10 protein-coding genes are annotated in these 15,417 nt (G+C 75.1%); 1 reads left to right on the top strand and 9 read right to left on the bottom strand.

Going from position 1 to position 15,417, the window contains the following annotated elements; all coding sequences use genetic code 11:
• Positions 1 to 6: 6 nt before the first annotated feature.
• Positions 7 to 1,497, bottom strand: coding sequence for a S8 family serine peptidase (locus ACFXPX_RS33355; protein WP_380644326.1), 1,491 nt, complete (start codon positions 1,495 to 1,497; stop codon positions 7 to 9).
• Positions 1,498 to 1,794: 297 nt separating this feature from the next.
• On the opposite strand from ACFXPX_RS33355, the gene ACFXPX_RS33350 reads away from it, so the two are divergent.
• Positions 1,795 to 6,549 carry an ATP-dependent helicase gene (locus tag ACFXPX_RS33350; protein WP_380644325.1) on the top strand — a complete coding sequence of 1,585 codons (4,755 nt, stop codon included), beginning with the start codon at positions 1,795 to 1,797 and terminating at the stop codon, positions 6,547 to 6,549.
• A gap of 64 nt (positions 6,550 to 6,613) precedes the next feature.
• Here the strand turns inward: ACFXPX_RS33350 and ACFXPX_RS33345 are convergent, their stop codons facing one another.
• From ACFXPX_RS33345 to ACFXPX_RS33310, 8 genes are all read right to left on the bottom strand, one after another.
• The gene (locus ACFXPX_RS33345) at positions 6,614 to 6,907 is read right to left on the bottom strand and encodes a hypothetical protein (RefSeq protein ID WP_380529444.1); all 294 of its coding nucleotides are present in this window, start codon (positions 6,905 to 6,907) and stop codon (positions 6,614 to 6,616) included.
• A gap of 75 nt (positions 6,908 to 6,982) precedes the next feature.
• The gene (locus ACFXPX_RS33340; protein WP_030290911.1) at positions 6,983 to 7,351 is read right to left on the bottom strand and encodes a helix-turn-helix domain-containing protein; all 369 of its coding nucleotides are present in this window, start codon (positions 7,349 to 7,351) and stop codon (positions 6,983 to 6,985) included.
• A 316-nt stretch (positions 7,352 to 7,667) separates the two neighbouring features.
• The gene (locus ACFXPX_RS33335) at positions 7,668 to 8,153 is read right to left on the bottom strand and encodes a CinA family protein (RefSeq protein ID WP_375889416.1); all 486 of its coding nucleotides are present in this window, start codon (positions 8,151 to 8,153) and stop codon (positions 7,668 to 7,670) included.
• 18 nt (positions 8,154 to 8,171) lie between these two features.
• Positions 8,172 to 8,810, bottom strand: a complete 639-nt coding sequence (gene pgsA / locus ACFXPX_RS33330) for a CDP-diacylglycerol--glycerol-3-phosphate 3-phosphatidyltransferase (RefSeq protein ID WP_375889418.1) — start codon at positions 8,808 to 8,810, stop codon at positions 8,172 to 8,174.
• On the bottom strand, positions 8,807 to 10,312 hold the full coding sequence (gene rimO / locus ACFXPX_RS33325) for a 30S ribosomal protein S12 methylthiotransferase RimO (protein WP_375889420.1): 1,506 nt from the start codon (positions 10,310 to 10,312) through the stop codon (positions 8,807 to 8,809). The genes pgsA and rimO overlap by 4 nt, the downstream gene beginning before the upstream one ends.
• A 97-nt stretch (positions 10,313 to 10,409) precedes the next feature.
• On the bottom strand, positions 10,410 to 11,270 hold the full coding sequence (locus ACFXPX_RS33320; protein ID WP_380529440.1) for a helix-turn-helix domain-containing protein: 861 nt from the start codon (positions 11,268 to 11,270) through the stop codon (positions 10,410 to 10,412).
• A 319-nt stretch (positions 11,271 to 11,589) separates the two neighbouring features.
• Positions 11,590 to 14,289, bottom strand: a complete 2,700-nt coding sequence (locus tag ACFXPX_RS33315) for a DNA translocase FtsK (RefSeq protein ID WP_380529438.1) — start codon at positions 14,287 to 14,289, stop codon at positions 11,590 to 11,592.
• Positions 14,290 to 14,436: 147 nt separating this feature from the next.
• Positions 14,437 to 15,072 (bottom strand): response regulator, encoded by a 636-nt coding sequence (locus tag ACFXPX_RS33310; protein WP_375889428.1) that lies wholly within the window; start codon positions 15,070 to 15,072, stop codon positions 14,437 to 14,439.
• Positions 15,073 to 15,417: the final 345 nt, after the last annotated feature.

The following is a 15,417-nucleotide window of genomic DNA, read 5'->3' as shown; positions in this document are numbered from 1 at the left end:
CGGCCCTCACCGCGGCACGACCACCACCCCCACCCCGACGTACTGCCGGTCGCCGCACCCCCGGGCCCCCACCGGACACCCTCCGGCCGCCGCCCCGGCCGCCGCCGCCCCCACCACCACGCCCGCCAGCTCCCCCGACCCGGCCCCCGGGTGCAGCGCCGCCGCCACCGCCACCGCCCCCGTCACGTGCGCCGCCGCCATCGAGGTCCCCGCCAGCGCCGCGTACTGCCCGCCGGGCCAGTCCGAGACGATCGCCCCCTGCGGCCCCCCGTCCGGGTCGCCCCCCGGGGCCGCCAGCGAGACCCTGCCCCGCCCGTAGTTGGTGTAGGAGGACGGCCGCCCGTCCCGGTTGACGGCCGTGACGGTCAGGACCTCGGGCAGCTCGCCGGGAAGGCGGATGCACTCGGTGCCCAGGTGGCGGGTGAGGGGCGGCCCGGAGACCCGGTCGTTGGGGCTGCGCCCGTCGGTCCGGGCGGCGCCGAGGTCCTGTCCGTCGTTGCCCGCCGAGGCCACCACCACGGCCCCCTTGCGCTGGGCGTACGCGACGGCCCGCCCGACGGCCGCGATCAGGGCCGCCTGGTCCCGGTCCTCGGGGCAGTTGTACTTCCACGGGTCGGCGAAGTAGCTGTCGTTGACGGCCTTGGCCCCGTGGTCGGCCGCCCAGAGCATCCCGCAGACGATGTTCTCCGCGTAGTACTGCCCGAGCGGCCCGAGCAGCCGCACGGCGGCGATCCGCACCCCGGGGGCGACCCCGGTGACGCCCTGCCCGTCGCGGGCCGCGCCGATGATCCCGGCGACGTGGGTGCCGTGCCCGCTCTCCGTCACTCCGGGGTCGGGCCGCCAGGCGCCGGTGCGGGCGTCGGGGCGTCCGTCGGCGCAGGAGGCCGAGGCCTTGGGGTCGACGGCGGCCCGCAGGTCCGGGTGGGTGTCGTCGACGCCCGAGTCCAGGACGGCGACCAGCACCTTGCGCATCGCCTCGGCCCCCGGCGCACCGCCTCCGGCGGCGTCCCCGGTCCGCCCCTGCTCCGCGTGCACCATGCTCAGGTTCCACGCCCCGCCCTCTCCCGGGTCCGGAAGGGTCGCGGTCCCGCCGTCCCGCCCCTCCGACCCCCGGACACCCCACCCGCCGCCTCCGGCGCTCCCGCTCCTGACGGCCCCGGCACTGCCGCCCACGGCATCCCCCGCCGCGAAGTCCCCCGCCCCGTCGACCGCCCGCGGCGGCCCCACCACCGGCGCCGTCCGGGTGGCCCCGACCGCCGCGATCCCGGGCCGGGCCCGCACCCGGTCCGCGAAGCCGCCGGTCGCGTACGCCAGCACCGCCCCGATCTGCGGGTACTCCTGCACCACCTGCCCGCCCGCCGCCCGGCTCTGCGCCCCGGCCAGGGCGGCGCCCGCCGCGTCGTCCTGCCGCGCCAGCACCAGATAGCTGAGGTACGCACGCCCGGGCCCGGAGGCGTACGGCACGGCGCCGCCGAGCACCAGCGCCGTGAGCAGCATCGCGAGCAGCACCCAGGTGGGCCCGCAGACCCTGCGCCGACGGCCCCCCGGGCACCGACCCCCGTGAACGGCCCCGGACCGGTGCGCCTGCGCCATCCCACGCCCTCCGCTTCTCGCTCCGGTCTCGGTCACGGTCACGGATGGATCACGCGCCCGATTCATCACGATATGAGCGGATCATCATTCCCGCTCCCGCAACTGCACCCGCCCCCACCTCCGGCACCCCGACCCCGACCACTCACCCCGTCACGCCCCACCACCACCCCACGTGTCAGTCCCACCCGGCACCATGGGGGCATGGCGCCCCCGCACCCGACCCCGCCCGGCGACCCCACCGGCCCCGGCGACCCCACCGACCCGCTGGCCGGCTTCACCCCCGCCACCCGGGCCTGGTTCTCCGGCGCCTTCTCCGCCCCCACCGCCGCCCAGTCCCAGGCCTGGCAGGCCATCCAGCAGCAGACCGACGTCCTGGTGGTCGCCCCCACCGGCTCCGGCAAGACGCTCGCCGCCTTCCTCGCCGCCCTCGACCGGCTGAGCAGCACCCCGCCCCCCGCCGAGCCCGAGCGCCGCTGCCGGGTGCTCTACGTCTCCCCGCTCAAGGCCCTCGCGGTGGACGTCGAGCGGAACCTGCGCGCCCCGCTGACCGGCCTGCGCCAGGCCGCCGTCCGGCTGGGCCTGCCCGAGCCCGAGGTCCAGGTCGCGATCCGCTCCGGCGACACCCCGGCCGCCGACCGCCGCCGCTTCGCCACCCACCCGCCGGACATCCTGATCACCACCCCCGAGTCGCTGTTCCTGCTGCTCACCTCGGCCTCCCGGGAGGCCCTGCGCGGGGTGGACACGGTGATCCTGGACGAGGTGCACGCGGTCGCCGGCACCAAGCGCGGCGCCCACCTGGCCCTCACCCTGGAGCGGCTGGACGAGCTGCTGGACCGCCCGGCCCGCCGGATCGGCCTGTCCGCGACCGTGCGCCCGGTCGAGGAGGTGGCCCGCTTCCTGAGCCCCCAGCGCGGCGCCGTCGTGGTCCAGCCGCCCTCCACCAAGGAGTTCGCCCTCTCGGTGGTCGTCCCGGTCCCCGACCTGGACGACCTGCCCGCCGCCCCGGCCACCGGCAGCGCCGCCGACTCCGACCCGCAGCGCCAGGCCTCGATCTGGCCGCACGTCGAGGAGCGGATCGTCGACCTGGTCGAGGCGCACCGCTCGACCATCGTCTTCGCCAACTCCCGCCGCCTGGCCGAGCGCCTGTGCAACCGGCTGAACGAGATCGCGTACGAGCGCGCCACCGGCGCCGCCGCCCCCGAGGCGCACGCCCCGGCCGCGCTGATGGGCGGCTCGGGCGCCGCCAGGGGCGTGCCCCCGGTCATCGCCCGGGCCCACCACGGCTCGGTCTCCAAGGAGCAGCGCTCCCTGGTCGAGGAGGAGTTGAAGGCCGGCCGGCTGCCCGCCGTGGTCGCCACCTCCAGCCTGGAGCTGGGCATCGACATGGGCGCGGTGGAACTCGTCGTCCAGGTCGAGTCCCCGCCCTCGGTCGCCTCCGGCCTGCAACGCGTCGGCCGGGCCGGGCACCAGGTCGGCGCCGTCTCCACCGGCGTCTTCTTCCCCAAGTACCGGGGCGACCTGGTGCAGTCCGCCGTGGTCACCGAGCGGATGCGGGAGGGCCGGATCGAGGCGCTGCGGATCCCGCGCAACCCGCTGGACGTACTGGCCCAGCAGCTGGTCGCGATGACGGCCCTGGACACCTGGCCGGTGGACGAGCTGCTCACCGTGGTCCGCCGCGCCGCACCCTTCGCCACCCTCCCGCAGTCCGCCTTCGACGCCGTGCTGGACATGCTGGCCGGCCGCTACCCCTCGGACGCCTTCGCCGAGCTGCGCCCCCGCCTGGTCTGGGACCGCGTCGCCGGCACCGTCACCGGCCGCCCCGGCGCCCAACGCCTGGCCGTCACCTCCGGCGGCACCATCCCCGACCGCGGCCTGTTCGGCGTCTTCATCGCCGGCTCGGCGGCGTCCGGTTCGACGACGGAGAAGAAGAAGGGCGACGGCGGTCGGGTCGGGGAACTCGACGAGGAGATGGTCTACGAGTCCCGGGTCGGCGACGTCTTCACCCTCGGCACCACCTCCTGGCGGATCGAGGAGATCACCCACGACAAGGTGCTGGTCACCCCCGCCCCCGGCGTCCCCGGCCGGCTCCCGTTCTGGAAGGGCGACACCCTCGGCCGCCCGCTCGAACTCGGCCGCGCCCTGGGCGCGTTCACCCGCGAGCTGGGCGCCCTCGCGCCCGAGGCCGCCACCGCGCGCCTCCGGCGGGCCGGCCTGGACGACTGGGCGGCCGCCAACCTGCTGGACTACCTCGCCGAGCAGCGGAAGGCCTGCGGCCACCTCCCCGACGACCGCACCATCGTGGTCGAGCGCTTCCGCGACGAACTGGGCGACTGGCGGATCGTCATCCACTCCCCCTTCGGCGCCCAGGTGCACGCCCCCTGGGCGCTCGCCCTCGGCGCCCGGCTGCGCGAGAAGCACGGCCTGGACCCGCAGGTCATGCACGCCGACGACGGCATCGTGCTCCGCCTGCCCGACGCGGACCTCCTCGCCCCCGACTTCGATTTCAGCAGCCCCCCGGACCAGGCCGCCTCCGACGAGGCCCCGGTCGGCGCCGACGCCGCCCTGTTCGAGCCCGACGAGATCGAGCAGCTGGTCACCGAACAGGTCGGCGGCTCCGCCCTGTTCGCCTCCCGCTTCCGCGAGTGCGCCGGCCGCGCCCTGCTGCTCCCCCGCCGCAGCCCGGGCCGCCGCACCCCGCTGTGGCAGCAGCGCCAACGCGCCGCCCAACTGCTCGAAGTCGCCTCCGAGTACGGCTCGTTCCCGATCGTCCTGGAAGCCGTCCGGGAGTGCCTCCAGGACGTCTTCGACGTCCCCGGGCTGGTCGAGCTGATGGCGGACCTCGAATCCCGCGCCGTCCGCCTGGTCGAGGTCACCACCGCCGAGCCCTCCCCCTTCGCCCGCTCCCTGCTGTTCGGCTACGTCGCCCAGTTCCTCTACGAGGGCGACTCCCCGCTCGCCGAACGCCGGGCCGCCGCCCTGTCGTTGGACTCCCGGCTGCTGTCGGAGCTGCTCGGCCAGGCCGAGCTGAGCGAGCTGCTCGACCCGCAGGTGCTCGCCGAGCTGGAGGCCGAGCTCCAACGCCTCACCCCCGAGCGCCGGATCAGGGACGCCGAGGGCGTCGCCGACGCGCTGCGCCTGCTCGGCCCGCTCTCCGAGGCCGAGTTGACGGCGCGCGGCGCCGAGCCGCTCTGGCCCCTGGAGCTGGAGGCCGCCCGCCGGGTGATCCAGGTCCGGATCGCCGGCGAGCAGCGCTGGGCCGCGGTCGAGGACGCCGGGCGGCTGCGCGACGCCCTGGGCACCCCGCTGCCGGTGGGCGTCCCCGAGGCCTTCACCGAGCCGGTCAAGGACCCGCTGGGCGACCTGCTGGCCCGGCACGCCCGCACCCACGGCCCGTTCACCGCCGCCGAGGCCGGCGCCCGCTACGGCCTCGGCACCGCCGTCGTCACCGGCACCCTGCAACGGCTGACCGCCGCCGGCCGCCTGGTCCAGGGCGCCTTCCGGCCCGCCGAGAGCCAGGTCTCCCCCGAGCGGCACACCGCCACCGCCGAGTGGTGCGACGCCGAGGTGCTGCGCCGGCTGCGCCGCCGTTCACTGGCCGCGCTGCGCCAGGAGGTGGAGCCCGTCCCGCCGCGCGCCCTGGCCGCCTTCCTCCCGCAGTGGCAGCACCTGGCCGGCCACCGGCTGCGCGGCCCGGACGGCCTGCTCCGGGTGGTCGAACAGCTCCAGGGCACCGCCCTGCCCGCCTCCGCCCTGGAGAAGCTGATCCTCCCGGCCCGGCTCGCCGACTACTCCCCCGGCCTGCTGGACGAGCTGACGGCGGCCGGCGAGATCGGCTGGTGCGGTGCCGGCGCGCTGCCCGGCAAGGACGGCTGGCTCAGCCTGCACCTGGCCGAGAACGCCCACCTGCTGCGCCCGGAGCCCGTCCCGCCCGCCCTCACCCCGCTGCACAGCGCCCTCCTCCAGGCCCTGGCGGGCGGCTACGGCCTGTTCTTCCGCCAGCTCGTCCAGCAGCTCCCCGAGGACACCCCGGAGCCCGAGGTCGTGACGGCCCTCTGGGACCTGGTCTGGGCCGGTTACGTCAGCAACGACACCCTGGCCCCGCTGCGCGCCCTGCTCGGCTCCGGCCGGACGGCGGGCGCCACCGCCCACCGCGCCCCCCGGGCGACCCCGCGCGGCCGGTACGGCGGCGCGGGCCGCGCCTTCGGCCGGGAGGGCGGGGCGCTGCGCAGCGGCCCGCCGACGGTGGCCGGGCGCTGGTCGCTGCTGCCCGCCTTCGCCGCCGATCCGACCGTCCGGGCGACGGCCAGGGCGCAGAGCCTGCTGGACCGGCACGGTCTGCTGACCCGCGGCACGGTGGCCGCCGAACGGGTGCCCGGCGGCTTCGCCGGGGTGTACCGGGTGCTCTCCGCGATGGAGGAGCGCGGCCGGGCCCGCCGGGGCTACTTCGTCGAGGGCCTGGGCGGTGCCCAGTTCGCCATGGAGGGCGCCGCCGACCGGCTGCGCTCGGTCAACGGCCGACTGGAGCGGGCCCGGGCCACCGAGTGGCCGGCCGCTCCGGCCGCCGAGCCGCCGCAGCTGCTGGTGCTGGCCGCCGCCGATCCGGCGAACGCCTACGGCGCCGCGCTGCCCTGGCCCGAACCGCCCGCCGCCGCGGGGGCCGCGGACGCCAAGGCGCACCGCCCGGGCCGCAAGGCGGGCGCCCTGGTGGTCCTGGTGGACGGTGAGCTCGCGCTGTACGTGGAGCGGGGCGGCAAGTCCCTGCTGGCCTGGCCGGAGGACGACGCGACCCTGGCCCTGGCCACCGGGGCGCTCGCGGGGGCGGTCCGCGCGGGCGCGCTCGGCAGCGTCACGGTCGAGCGGGCCAACGGCGGGCCGGCCCTGGGCTCCGAGCTCGGCCGCGCCCTGGAGGAGGCCGGCTTCCACGCCACCCCCCGCGGGCTCCGGCTGCGCCCCTGAGGAGTGCCGGAAGAGCGCCGGAGGCCGCGGAGTCAACGACCCCGCGGCCTCCGGCCACGTCGATTCACCCGATCGGCGGAGGCTGCGCCTCCGCCCGGCCCACGGCCTCCTCGTGCCCCTGCGGGCGCCGGGCCGGTCCGGTCGCGTTCCGGTCGGCATGGACCGGGATCAGACCGAGTCCCCAGCCGCCGGCCGCCAGCAGGCCGAGCACCGCGCCGTCGGCGAGCTGTCCCCGGACGGCCACCAGCCACCAGGCGAGCCCGCCCGCGAGTGCCACCAGGACCCAACGGGCCGGCCAGGGCATCAGACGCCGCAGCCGTATTCGGGCCACCGCGCACACCGTCGCGAGTCTCCGCACGACCGCCCTCCTCCGCTCGCCCCGGGGTTCCTCGGGCCCGTCGTGGGACGGGCACCCGGGAGGTGCGAGGCCGGGTCAGGCAGCGACCACGTCCATCGCGGCGGCCTTGGGCGACATGTTCGCCCGGTCGGCGCCGGGGGCGGGCAGCGGAACCGGTTCGAGCACCGGCCTCAGCAGATCACCTTCGGAGAGGGTGGCCATCGCCGCAAGTTCGGCGAGCGACAGTTCGTCGCTGACCTCGCGCATGACCTCGGACATCCGGACGTCGAGTGCGTCGCAGATGGCGGAGAGCAGCTCCGAAGAGGCCTCCTTCTGTCCCCGCTCGACCTCGGAGAGGTACCCGAGCGAAACCCTGGCGGCCGCCGACACCTCGCGGAGTGTGCGGCCCTGGCGCTGGCGCTGCCGACGCAGTACATCGCCCAGTAGGCGACGGAGCAGGATCATCGGTGCCTCCCTCCTCGGACTGCGGATCGAGATGTCACGCCCCCACCGTACCGCCTTGCCCGCTTCGCGTGCGGGGACCCTGGTCGTGTTCACTGTGGGCTGCAAGGCCGTCCCCCTCCTCGTGCCGGTGTCGTACCCGGGTTCGCGGGCCCCTCGTGGTACCCGACTCGGCCCGCCCCGCCACCGTCACGCAACTCGTTCGCCACCTGGTTTCTGCCCAACCAGGCCGTTGGATGTAACACGATCCTCCAGCTGTGTCATACCCCGTGCGCGGGTTCGGCAGATCTCGGTTCGGTGGAGATCCGCCCGCGGGCCGTCATCGAGCGAGCCGGCCGACGAGCAGCTCCAGTGCGGCGGTCACCGCTCCGTGACGGATTGTGGCACGGGCGCCCGACAGCAGGGGCGAACTGACCAGAGTTCCCCCCGGACCGGCGACCGCCAGGTGTACCGTGCCCACCGGCTGCCCGTCCTGCGGCTCCGGACCGGCCACGCCGGTCGTCGCGAGCCCGTACGTGGCCCCCAGCAACCCGCGCACGCCTTCGGCCATCTGTCGGGCCACCACCGGGTGCACGGGACCGTACACGTCCAACAGGCCCTCGTCCACACCGAGTACCGAGGCCTTCACCTCGGTCGCGTACGCGGTGACCGACCCGCGGAAGGTCGCGGACGCCCCCGGGACGTCCACCAGGGCGGCGGCCAGCAGCCCGCCGGTCAGCGACTCGGCGACGGCGAGCGTGCCGCCCTCGGCCCGCAGCGCCGCGTGCGCCCGCTCGGCCAGCCCGTACAGCTCGTGGTCCGTCACCCCGGCCCCCTCCGTCCGTCAGCGGTCCGCGCGCTCCGCGGCCGTGCCCTCGCGGCGCAGGCGCAGCGCCTGGCCGATGTAGTCCAGCGCGGTGGCGACGGTCAGCAGCACCGCCGCGGCCATCAGGACCGCCCGCCCGGTGGCCAGCCAGCCGGTCAGCGGCAGCACGTACATGCCGACCGCCGTGCCCTGGGTCAGCGTCTTGAGCTTGCCGCCGCGGCTGGCCGGGATGACGCCGTAGCGGATCACCCAGAAGCGCATCAGGGTGATGCCGAGCTCGCGGGCCAGGATCACCACGGTGACCCACCAGGCCAGGTCGCCGAGGACGGAGAGGCCGATCAGCGCCGAGCCCATGATCGCCTTGTCGGCGATCGGGTCGGCGATCTTGCCGAAGTCGGTGACCAGGCCCTTGCGGCGGGCGATCTCGCCGTCGAACAGGTCGGTGATCATCGCGATCGCGAACGCCGCCCAGGCGACCGCGCGCCACTTGGGGTTGTGCCCGTCGTCGGCGAACAGCAGGGCCACGAAGACCGGGACGAGCAGCACCCGGACCATGGTGAGCACGTTGGCGATGTTCCAGACCCCCGGCGCCGGCGGAACCGCGGCCGCCGGTCTGCCCGGGTGGGCCGCGGCCGGGGCCCCGGGCCCCTTGGTCATTCCCCGGCTCCCGGAGCCTCGGCCCCCGACGTCGCGGGCCGGCGCACCTGTTCCAGCGCCTCGGCGATCAGGTCGACGCCCTCGCTGGCCACCACGGTGGCCCGCCAGAACTGCCCGATCCGCGGGTCCTCGACGCCGTGCAGGGTGGTCAGGCCGTCGGTCTCCGGGGCCTGGTGGGCGGAGCGGCCCTCGACCACGCCGTCCTCGATCGACTCGATCAGCACCTCGACCTCGGTGCCGATCCGCTGCTCGGCCCGCTGGGCGGTCATCTCCTCGGCGAGCCGGCTGAGCCGGGCCAGCCGGTCGGCGACGACGTCCTCGGGCAGCTTGCCGTCGTAGGTCGCCGCCTCGGTGCCGTCCTCGTCGGAGTAGCCGAAGACGCCGATCGCGTCCAGCCCGGCCTCGGTGACGAAGCGCTCCAGCTCGGCGAAGTCCTCCTCGGTCTCACCGGGGAAGCCGACGATGAAGTTGGACCGGGCGCCGGCCTGCGGGGCCTTGTCCCGGATGGTCCCGAGCAGCTGGAGGAACTGGTCGGTGGAGCCGAAGCGGCGCATCCGGCGCAGCACGGCCGGCGCCGAGTGCTGGAAGGACAGGTCGAAGTAGGGCAGCACGTCGGCGGTGCCGGTCATCGCGTCGATCAGGCCGGGGCGCATCTCGGCCGGCTGGAGGTAGGAGACCCGCACCCGCTCGACGCCCTCGATCGCGGAGATCTCGCCGAGCAGGGTCTCCAGCAGCCGGATGTCGCCGAGGTCCTTGCCGTACGAGGTGTTGTTCTCGCTGACCAGGACGATCTCGCGGACGCCCTGCCCGGCCAGCCACTGGGCCTCCTGCAGCACGTCGGAGGGGCGGCGGGAGATGAAGGAGCCGCGGAAGGCGGGGATGGCGCAGAAGGAGCAGCGCCGGTCGCAGCCGGAGGCGAGCTTGACCGAGGCGACCGGGCTGTCGTCCAGCCGCTTGCGCAGGGTGCGCGGGCCGGAGGCCGGGGCGAGGCCGTCGGGCAGGTCGGTGATCGGCTCGGCGGCGGCCTCGGCGCCGTGGCCGGGCAGCGCGACGGCCTCGGCGGCGGACTGCCGCTCGGCCGGGCTGATCGGCAGCAGCTTGCGGCGGTCGCGCGGGATGTGCGGGGCGTGGTGGCCGCCGGAGAGGATGGTCTGCAGGCGGTCGGAGATGTCGGAGTAGTCGTCGAAGCCGAGCACCCCGTCGGCCTCCGGCAGCGCGTCGGCGAGCTCCTTGCCGTACCGCTCGGCCATGCAGCCGACCGCGACGACGGCCTGGGTGCGGCCGTGCCCCTTGAGGTCGTTGGCCTCCAGCAGGGCGTCGACGGAGTCCTTCTTGGCGGCCTCGACGAAGCCGCAGGTGTTGACGACGGCGACATCGGCCTCGGCGGCGTCGTCGACGAGCAACCAGCCGTCGGCTTCCAGTCGCCCGGCGAGTTCCTCGGAGTCCACCTCGTTGCGGGCGCATCCGAGCGTGACAAGGGCGACAGTGCGGCGTTCAGGCATAGGGCCAAGATTAACGCGCGGCCTCCGGTGCCGTTCGCCCCGGAGGCCGCGTGCCACGAATCAGCTGATCATCGACGGCCCTCGACGGGCCCTGTGGTCAGCCCGCCTGCGGGTCGCCGGGGGTGTACGTGACGTGCACCACCTGGCCGTCCTTGCCGAGGACGCCGAGGTCCTTGCCGTTGACGTACGCGTGCACGGCCCCGCCGTTGCCGAGCACCAGCTTGATCTGCTTGGGGTCGGTGAAGGTCTGGTCCTGGCCGTCGCTGATGTTGTTCTGGAACAGCGACTTGCCGCTGCCGTCCGTCGCGGAGACCCAGCTGGTGCCCTCGGCGACCAGCTTCACGGTGACCTTGTCGGCCGGGACGGCGGCGATCGCGGCGGCGCTCGGCGCGGGTGCCGGCGGCTGGACGGTCGGCGTGACCGGGGCGACCGAGCCGGTGCCGGAGCCGCTGGGCAGCGGCGCGCTGGCCGAGCCGGTGGTGCCGTGGCCGCTCTTGCCGCTGACCAGGTTGAAGCCGATCAGCGCGACCACCGCGACGATCGCGGCGACCATGGCGGCCGCCCAGTTCGGCCGGCTGCGGCCGGGGACCTTGATCGGGCCGCTGTCCATCAGCTGGGTGGCGGGGCGCTTGGAGGCCGGTGAGCCGCCGTGCGCGGCGTCGTAGCGGGCGACCAGGGCCTCGCCGTCCGCGCCGACCGCCTGGGCGATCGCGCGGATGTGCCCGCGGGCGTAGAAGTCGCCGCCGCAGCGGTCGAAGTCGTCCTCCTCGATGGCATGGACGATCGGCACCCTGACACGGGTGGCGGTACTCACCTGGTCCACCGTGAGTCCCGCCTCGATCCGGGCGGCGGACAGCACCCGGCCGATGCTCGGGGCATCGGCCGCCTGCACCACGTCGTCGGTCGGCTCGACGGACGACGGGGCGTTCTCGCGGTCGGAGGACTTGCCGATGGTCACGGGGCACGCCTTTCGAGCGGATGGCCACCTGCTGGAGAACAGTCTAGGGGCGTGGGTGGATCGTTTCTCAAGCGGAACGGGCCCGAATGCGCGTACCCGCCCCGGCCGGGCGCCGGCCCCCCGCTGAACGGTCGTCAGCGAGGGCGCGCCGGGAAGGCCGGAGTGCGCTTTCCGGCCAGTGACGCCGCGTACGCACATTCGGTTCCCCGCACCGCGCCTACCCTCCTCCGAACGAGTGAATCCACCCGGAGGGCACGATCCGTCAGCCCTGCGGGGCCGGTGCCCGGCCCCGCGGGCACGCCCGGCCCCACGGCCCCGCTCAGCCCCGCAGGATCACCAGCACGCCGTCCAGCTCGTCCGGCTTCACCAGCACGTCGCGGGCCTTGGAGCCCTCGCTCGGGCCGACGATCCCGCGCGACTCCATCAGGTCCATCAGCCGGCCCGCCTTGGCGAAGCCGACCCGGAGCTTGCGCTGGAGCATCGAGGTCGAGCCGAACTGGGTGGAGACCACCAGCTCGGCCGCCTGGATCAGCAGGTCCAGGTCGTCGCCGATCTCCTCGTCGATCTCCTTCCTGGGCCCGCCCCCGACCGTCACGTCGTCCCGGTAGACGGCGGTCAGCTGGTCCTTGCAGTGCTGCACCACCCGGGCGATCTCCGCCTCGGTGACGAACGCGCCCTGCATGCGGACCGGCTTGCTCGCGCCCATCGGGAGGAACAGCGCGTCGCCCTTGCCGATCAGCTTCTCCGCGCCGGGCTGGTCCAGGATGACCCGGGAGTCGGCCATCGCGGAGGTCGCGAAGGCCAGCCGGGACGGCACGTTGGCCTTGATCAGGCCGGTCACCACGTCCACCGAGGGCCGCTGGGTGGCGAGCACCAGGTGGATGCCGGCCGCCCGGGCCAGCTGGGTGATCCGGACCACCGAGTCCTCGACGTCGCGCGGCGCGACCATCATCAGGTCGGCCAGCTCGTCGACGATCACCAGCAGGTACGGGTACGGCCGCAGCTCCCGCTCGCTGCCCAGCGGCGGGGTGACCTTGCCGGCCTTCACCGCCGCGTTGAAGTCGTCCACGTGCCGGAAGCCGAAGGCCGCCAGGTCGTCGTAGCGCAGGTCCATCTCGCGCACCACCCACTGGAGGGCCTCGGCGGCCTTCTTGGGGTTGGTGATGATCGGCGTGATCAGGTGCGGGATGCCCTCGTACGCGGTCAGCTCGACCCGCTTGGGGTCGACCAGCACCATCCGCACCTCGTCCGGGGTGGCCCGGGCGAGGATCGAGGTGATCAGGCAGTTGATGCAGGAGGACTTGCCCGCACCGGTCGCGCCGGCCACCAGGATGTGCGGCATCTTGGCGAGGTTGGCCATCACGGTGTGGCCCTCGACGTCCTTGCCCATGCCGACGACCATCGGGTGGGTGTCCTCGGCGGCCGTACGCGAGCGCAGCAGGTCGCCGAGGTTGACCATCTCACGGTCCCGGTTGGGGATCTCGATGCCGACCGCGGACTTGCCCGGGATCGGGCTGATGATCCGCACGTCCGGGCTGGCCACCGCGTACGCGATGTTCTTGGCGAGCGCGGTGATCCGCTCCACCTTGACGGCCGGGCCGAGCTCGACCTCGTAGCGGGTGACCGTCGGGCCGCGGGTGAAGCCGGTGACCTTCGCGTCGACCTTGAACTCGGCGAAGGTGCCGGTGAGCTGGGCCACCACCTCGTCGTTGAGGGCGCTGCGGGCCTTGGCCGGGCCGCCGCGCTCCAGCAGGTCGAGCGAGGGCAGCGCGTAGGTGATCCCCTCGCCGAGCTGGAGCTGCTCCATCCGCACCGGCGCCGGGCCGTGCTCCGCGGGCGCCCCCGGGCCGCCGCTGCGGGCGGCCGGGACGGCGGGCTCCTCCGGCGCCGCGGTGAGGTCCTTGACCTGGTGCATCATGTCCGCCACGGCGGAGGAGGCGGGCACCCCGTAGACCAGGGCGCCGTCCAGGTCGGCGGCGGCGCCGGCGGCCAGGTCGCGGGTGGCGTACGGGTCCAGCGGCTCCTGGTCCGCCGGTTCCTTGTCCAGGGAGATGCGGCCGACGGCCTCCGGCTGCCCCTCGTCGTCCTCGGCGGACTGCTTGCGCCGACGGCGGCGCCGCCGGGCGGCCACCTCGTCGTGGGGGCCGTCACCGTCGGTGTCGACGGTGTAGGGCAGCGCCTCGGGGTCGGCGTCCTCCGGCGGATCGGTGGACGGCTCGTACCCCGGCGTGCGCCCCCAGCGCAGCTCGTCTTCGGGCCCCGGCTCGACCACGCCGAGCCGTATCCCGAGCCCGCGGACCCGCTCGCCGATCCGGTTGACCGGGGTGGCGGTGACCACCAGCAGGCCGAAGAAGGCCAGCAGCAGGAGCAGCGGCACGGCCAGGACCGCGCCGGCGGCGGCCATCATCGGGGTGGAGGCGGCCCAGCCGATGATCCCGCCGGCCGCCCTTATCCGGGAGGCGCCGCTGCCCATGGTGGGCGCGCCGCAGCCGATGTGGACCAGGCCGAGGACGCCGATCAGCAGGGTGCTCAGCCCGATCACGATCCGGCCGTTGGCCTCCGGCAGCTCCGGGTGGCGCCAGAGCCGGATGGCGATCCCGGCCAGCAGGAACGGCACCAGCACGTCGAGCCGCCCGAACAGCCCGGACACCACGGCGGTGGCCGCCCCGTTCAGCCAGCCCTCCGAGCTGAACCAGGTGCCGGCCGCGACCACCAGCGCCAGGCCGAACAGCAGCAGGCCGATGCCGTCCTTGCGGTGGTCCGGGTGGAGGTTCTTGGCGCCGTCGCCGAAGCCGCGGAAGATCGCGGCGATCGGGCTGGCGAGGGCGTTGAGGGCGCCCATCACGAACCCCCGGCGCGGCGGGGGCGGCGGGGCCGGCTTGGCCGCCGTCCTCTTCGCGGGGGCCCGGCGGGCGGCCGCCTTCTTGGCGGGCGGCTTGCCCGGGGCCTTGGCCGCGGCCTTCTTGGACGGTCCCGGACTCGGTTTGCGTGCGGCGTTTCCGGGCGTACGAGTGGCCATGGGTCAGCAGCCTACCGGGGAGGGGGACCAGCGCCCACGCGGCCGAGCCCGGGCACCGGGCCGTGTCGCAGACACACCGTCACGCTGACCCGGTTTCACCCAGGTGCAGCAGCAAACCACCCGGACGGGTGAACGTCCGGGGCCGACCTACGGCGTACCGGGGCGCATCGCGTCGAGGGCCCGGCGCAGTCCGGCGAGCTTGCGCTCCAGGTGCGCCGCGGTGGCGGCCACCCCGGCGTCCTCGGCCCCGTCCAGCTGCTTGCCCAGCGCCTCCGCCTGCTCCTCGACCGCCGCCAGCCGCGCGGACAGCTCGCCGAGCAGCGCCCCGCCCAGGGACGGCTCGCCGCCGCCCGCCTCCAGCTGCAGCCGCAGCAGCGCGGCCTGCTCCTTCAACTGGCAGTTCTTGACGTACAGGTCGACGAAGACCGAGACCTTGGCGCGCAGCACCCACGGGTCGAAGGGCTTGGAGATGTAGTCCACCGCGCCGGCCGCGTAGCCGCGGAAGGTGTGGTGCGGGCCGTGGTTGATCGCGGTCAGGAAGATGATCGGGATGTCCCGGGTGCGCTCGCGGCGCTTGATGTGGGCGGCCGTCTCGAAGCCGTCCATCCCGGGCATCTGGACGTCCAGCAGGATCACCGCGAAGTCGTCCGTCAGCAGCGCCTTGAGCGCCTCCTCGCCGGAGGCGGCGCGGACCAGCGTCTGGTCCAGGGCGGAGAGGATCGCCTCCAGCGCCAGCAGGTTCTCCGGCCGGTCGTCGACCAGGAGGATCTTCGCCTTCTGCATCGGGGCTCGCCCTCCTGTCGCCTGCCTGCCGCCCGGTGCGGGCACTCGCGTACTGCCCACCGCTACCCCGGTCATGCTAGCCGCACCCCCTCGCCCGGCACATCGCTCCGTCGGGACCCGATCCGGAGCGGCGCACAGCCGGTGCTCCGGCGCACGCTCAGCAGCGTGTCGCCGTCCGGTCACTGTTCGCAACGCTCGGTGACCCTACCGGGTTCCCGGGCCGCTCCGCCAGCAAACCGGCCGAGCGGCAGGCGCGAACCCCGGGGGGGCCCCGGGGTGGCGGCCCCCGCCGCGCCCGACCGCCGGGGCCCGGGTCCCACACCCACAAAAAACACACCACCGGGT

Source organism: Kitasatospora sp. NPDC059146 (assembly GCF_042786665.1).
Lineage (GTDB): Bacteria > Actinomycetota > Actinomycetes > Streptomycetales > Streptomycetaceae > Kitasatospora.
Note: the sequence above shows the minus strand (reverse complement) of the source record. Positions and strands in the feature narration are given on the sequence as shown.

Excerpts from the sequence above, each read along its gene's own strand:
- ACFXPX_RS33310 (WP_375889428.1), bottom strand. The coding sequence starts at position 15,072 with ATGCAGAAGGCGAAGATCCTCCTGGTCGACGACCGGCCGGAGAACCTG.
- ACFXPX_RS33350 (WP_380644325.1), top strand. The coding sequence starts at position 1,795 with ATGGCGCCCCCGCACCCGACCCCGCCCGGCGACCCCACCGGCCCCGGC.
- ACFXPX_RS33340 (WP_030290911.1), bottom strand. The coding sequence starts at position 7,351 with ATGATCCTGCTCCGTCGCCTACTGGGCGATGTACTGCGTCGGCAGCGC.
- ACFXPX_RS33315 (WP_380529438.1), bottom strand. The coding sequence starts at position 14,289 with ATGGCCACTCGTACGCCCGGAAACGCCGCACGCAAACCGAGTCCGGGA.
- rimO (WP_375889420.1), bottom strand. The coding sequence starts at position 10,312 with ATGCCTGAACGCCGCACTGTCGCCCTTGTCACGCTCGGATGCGCCCGC.
- pgsA (WP_375889418.1), bottom strand. The coding sequence starts at position 8,810 with ATGACCAAGGGGCCCGGGGCCCCGGCCGCGGCCCACCCGGGCAGACCG.
- ACFXPX_RS33355 (WP_380644326.1), bottom strand. The coding sequence starts at position 1,497 with ATGCTGCTCACGGCGCTGGTGCTCGGCGGCGCCGTGCCGTACGCCTCC.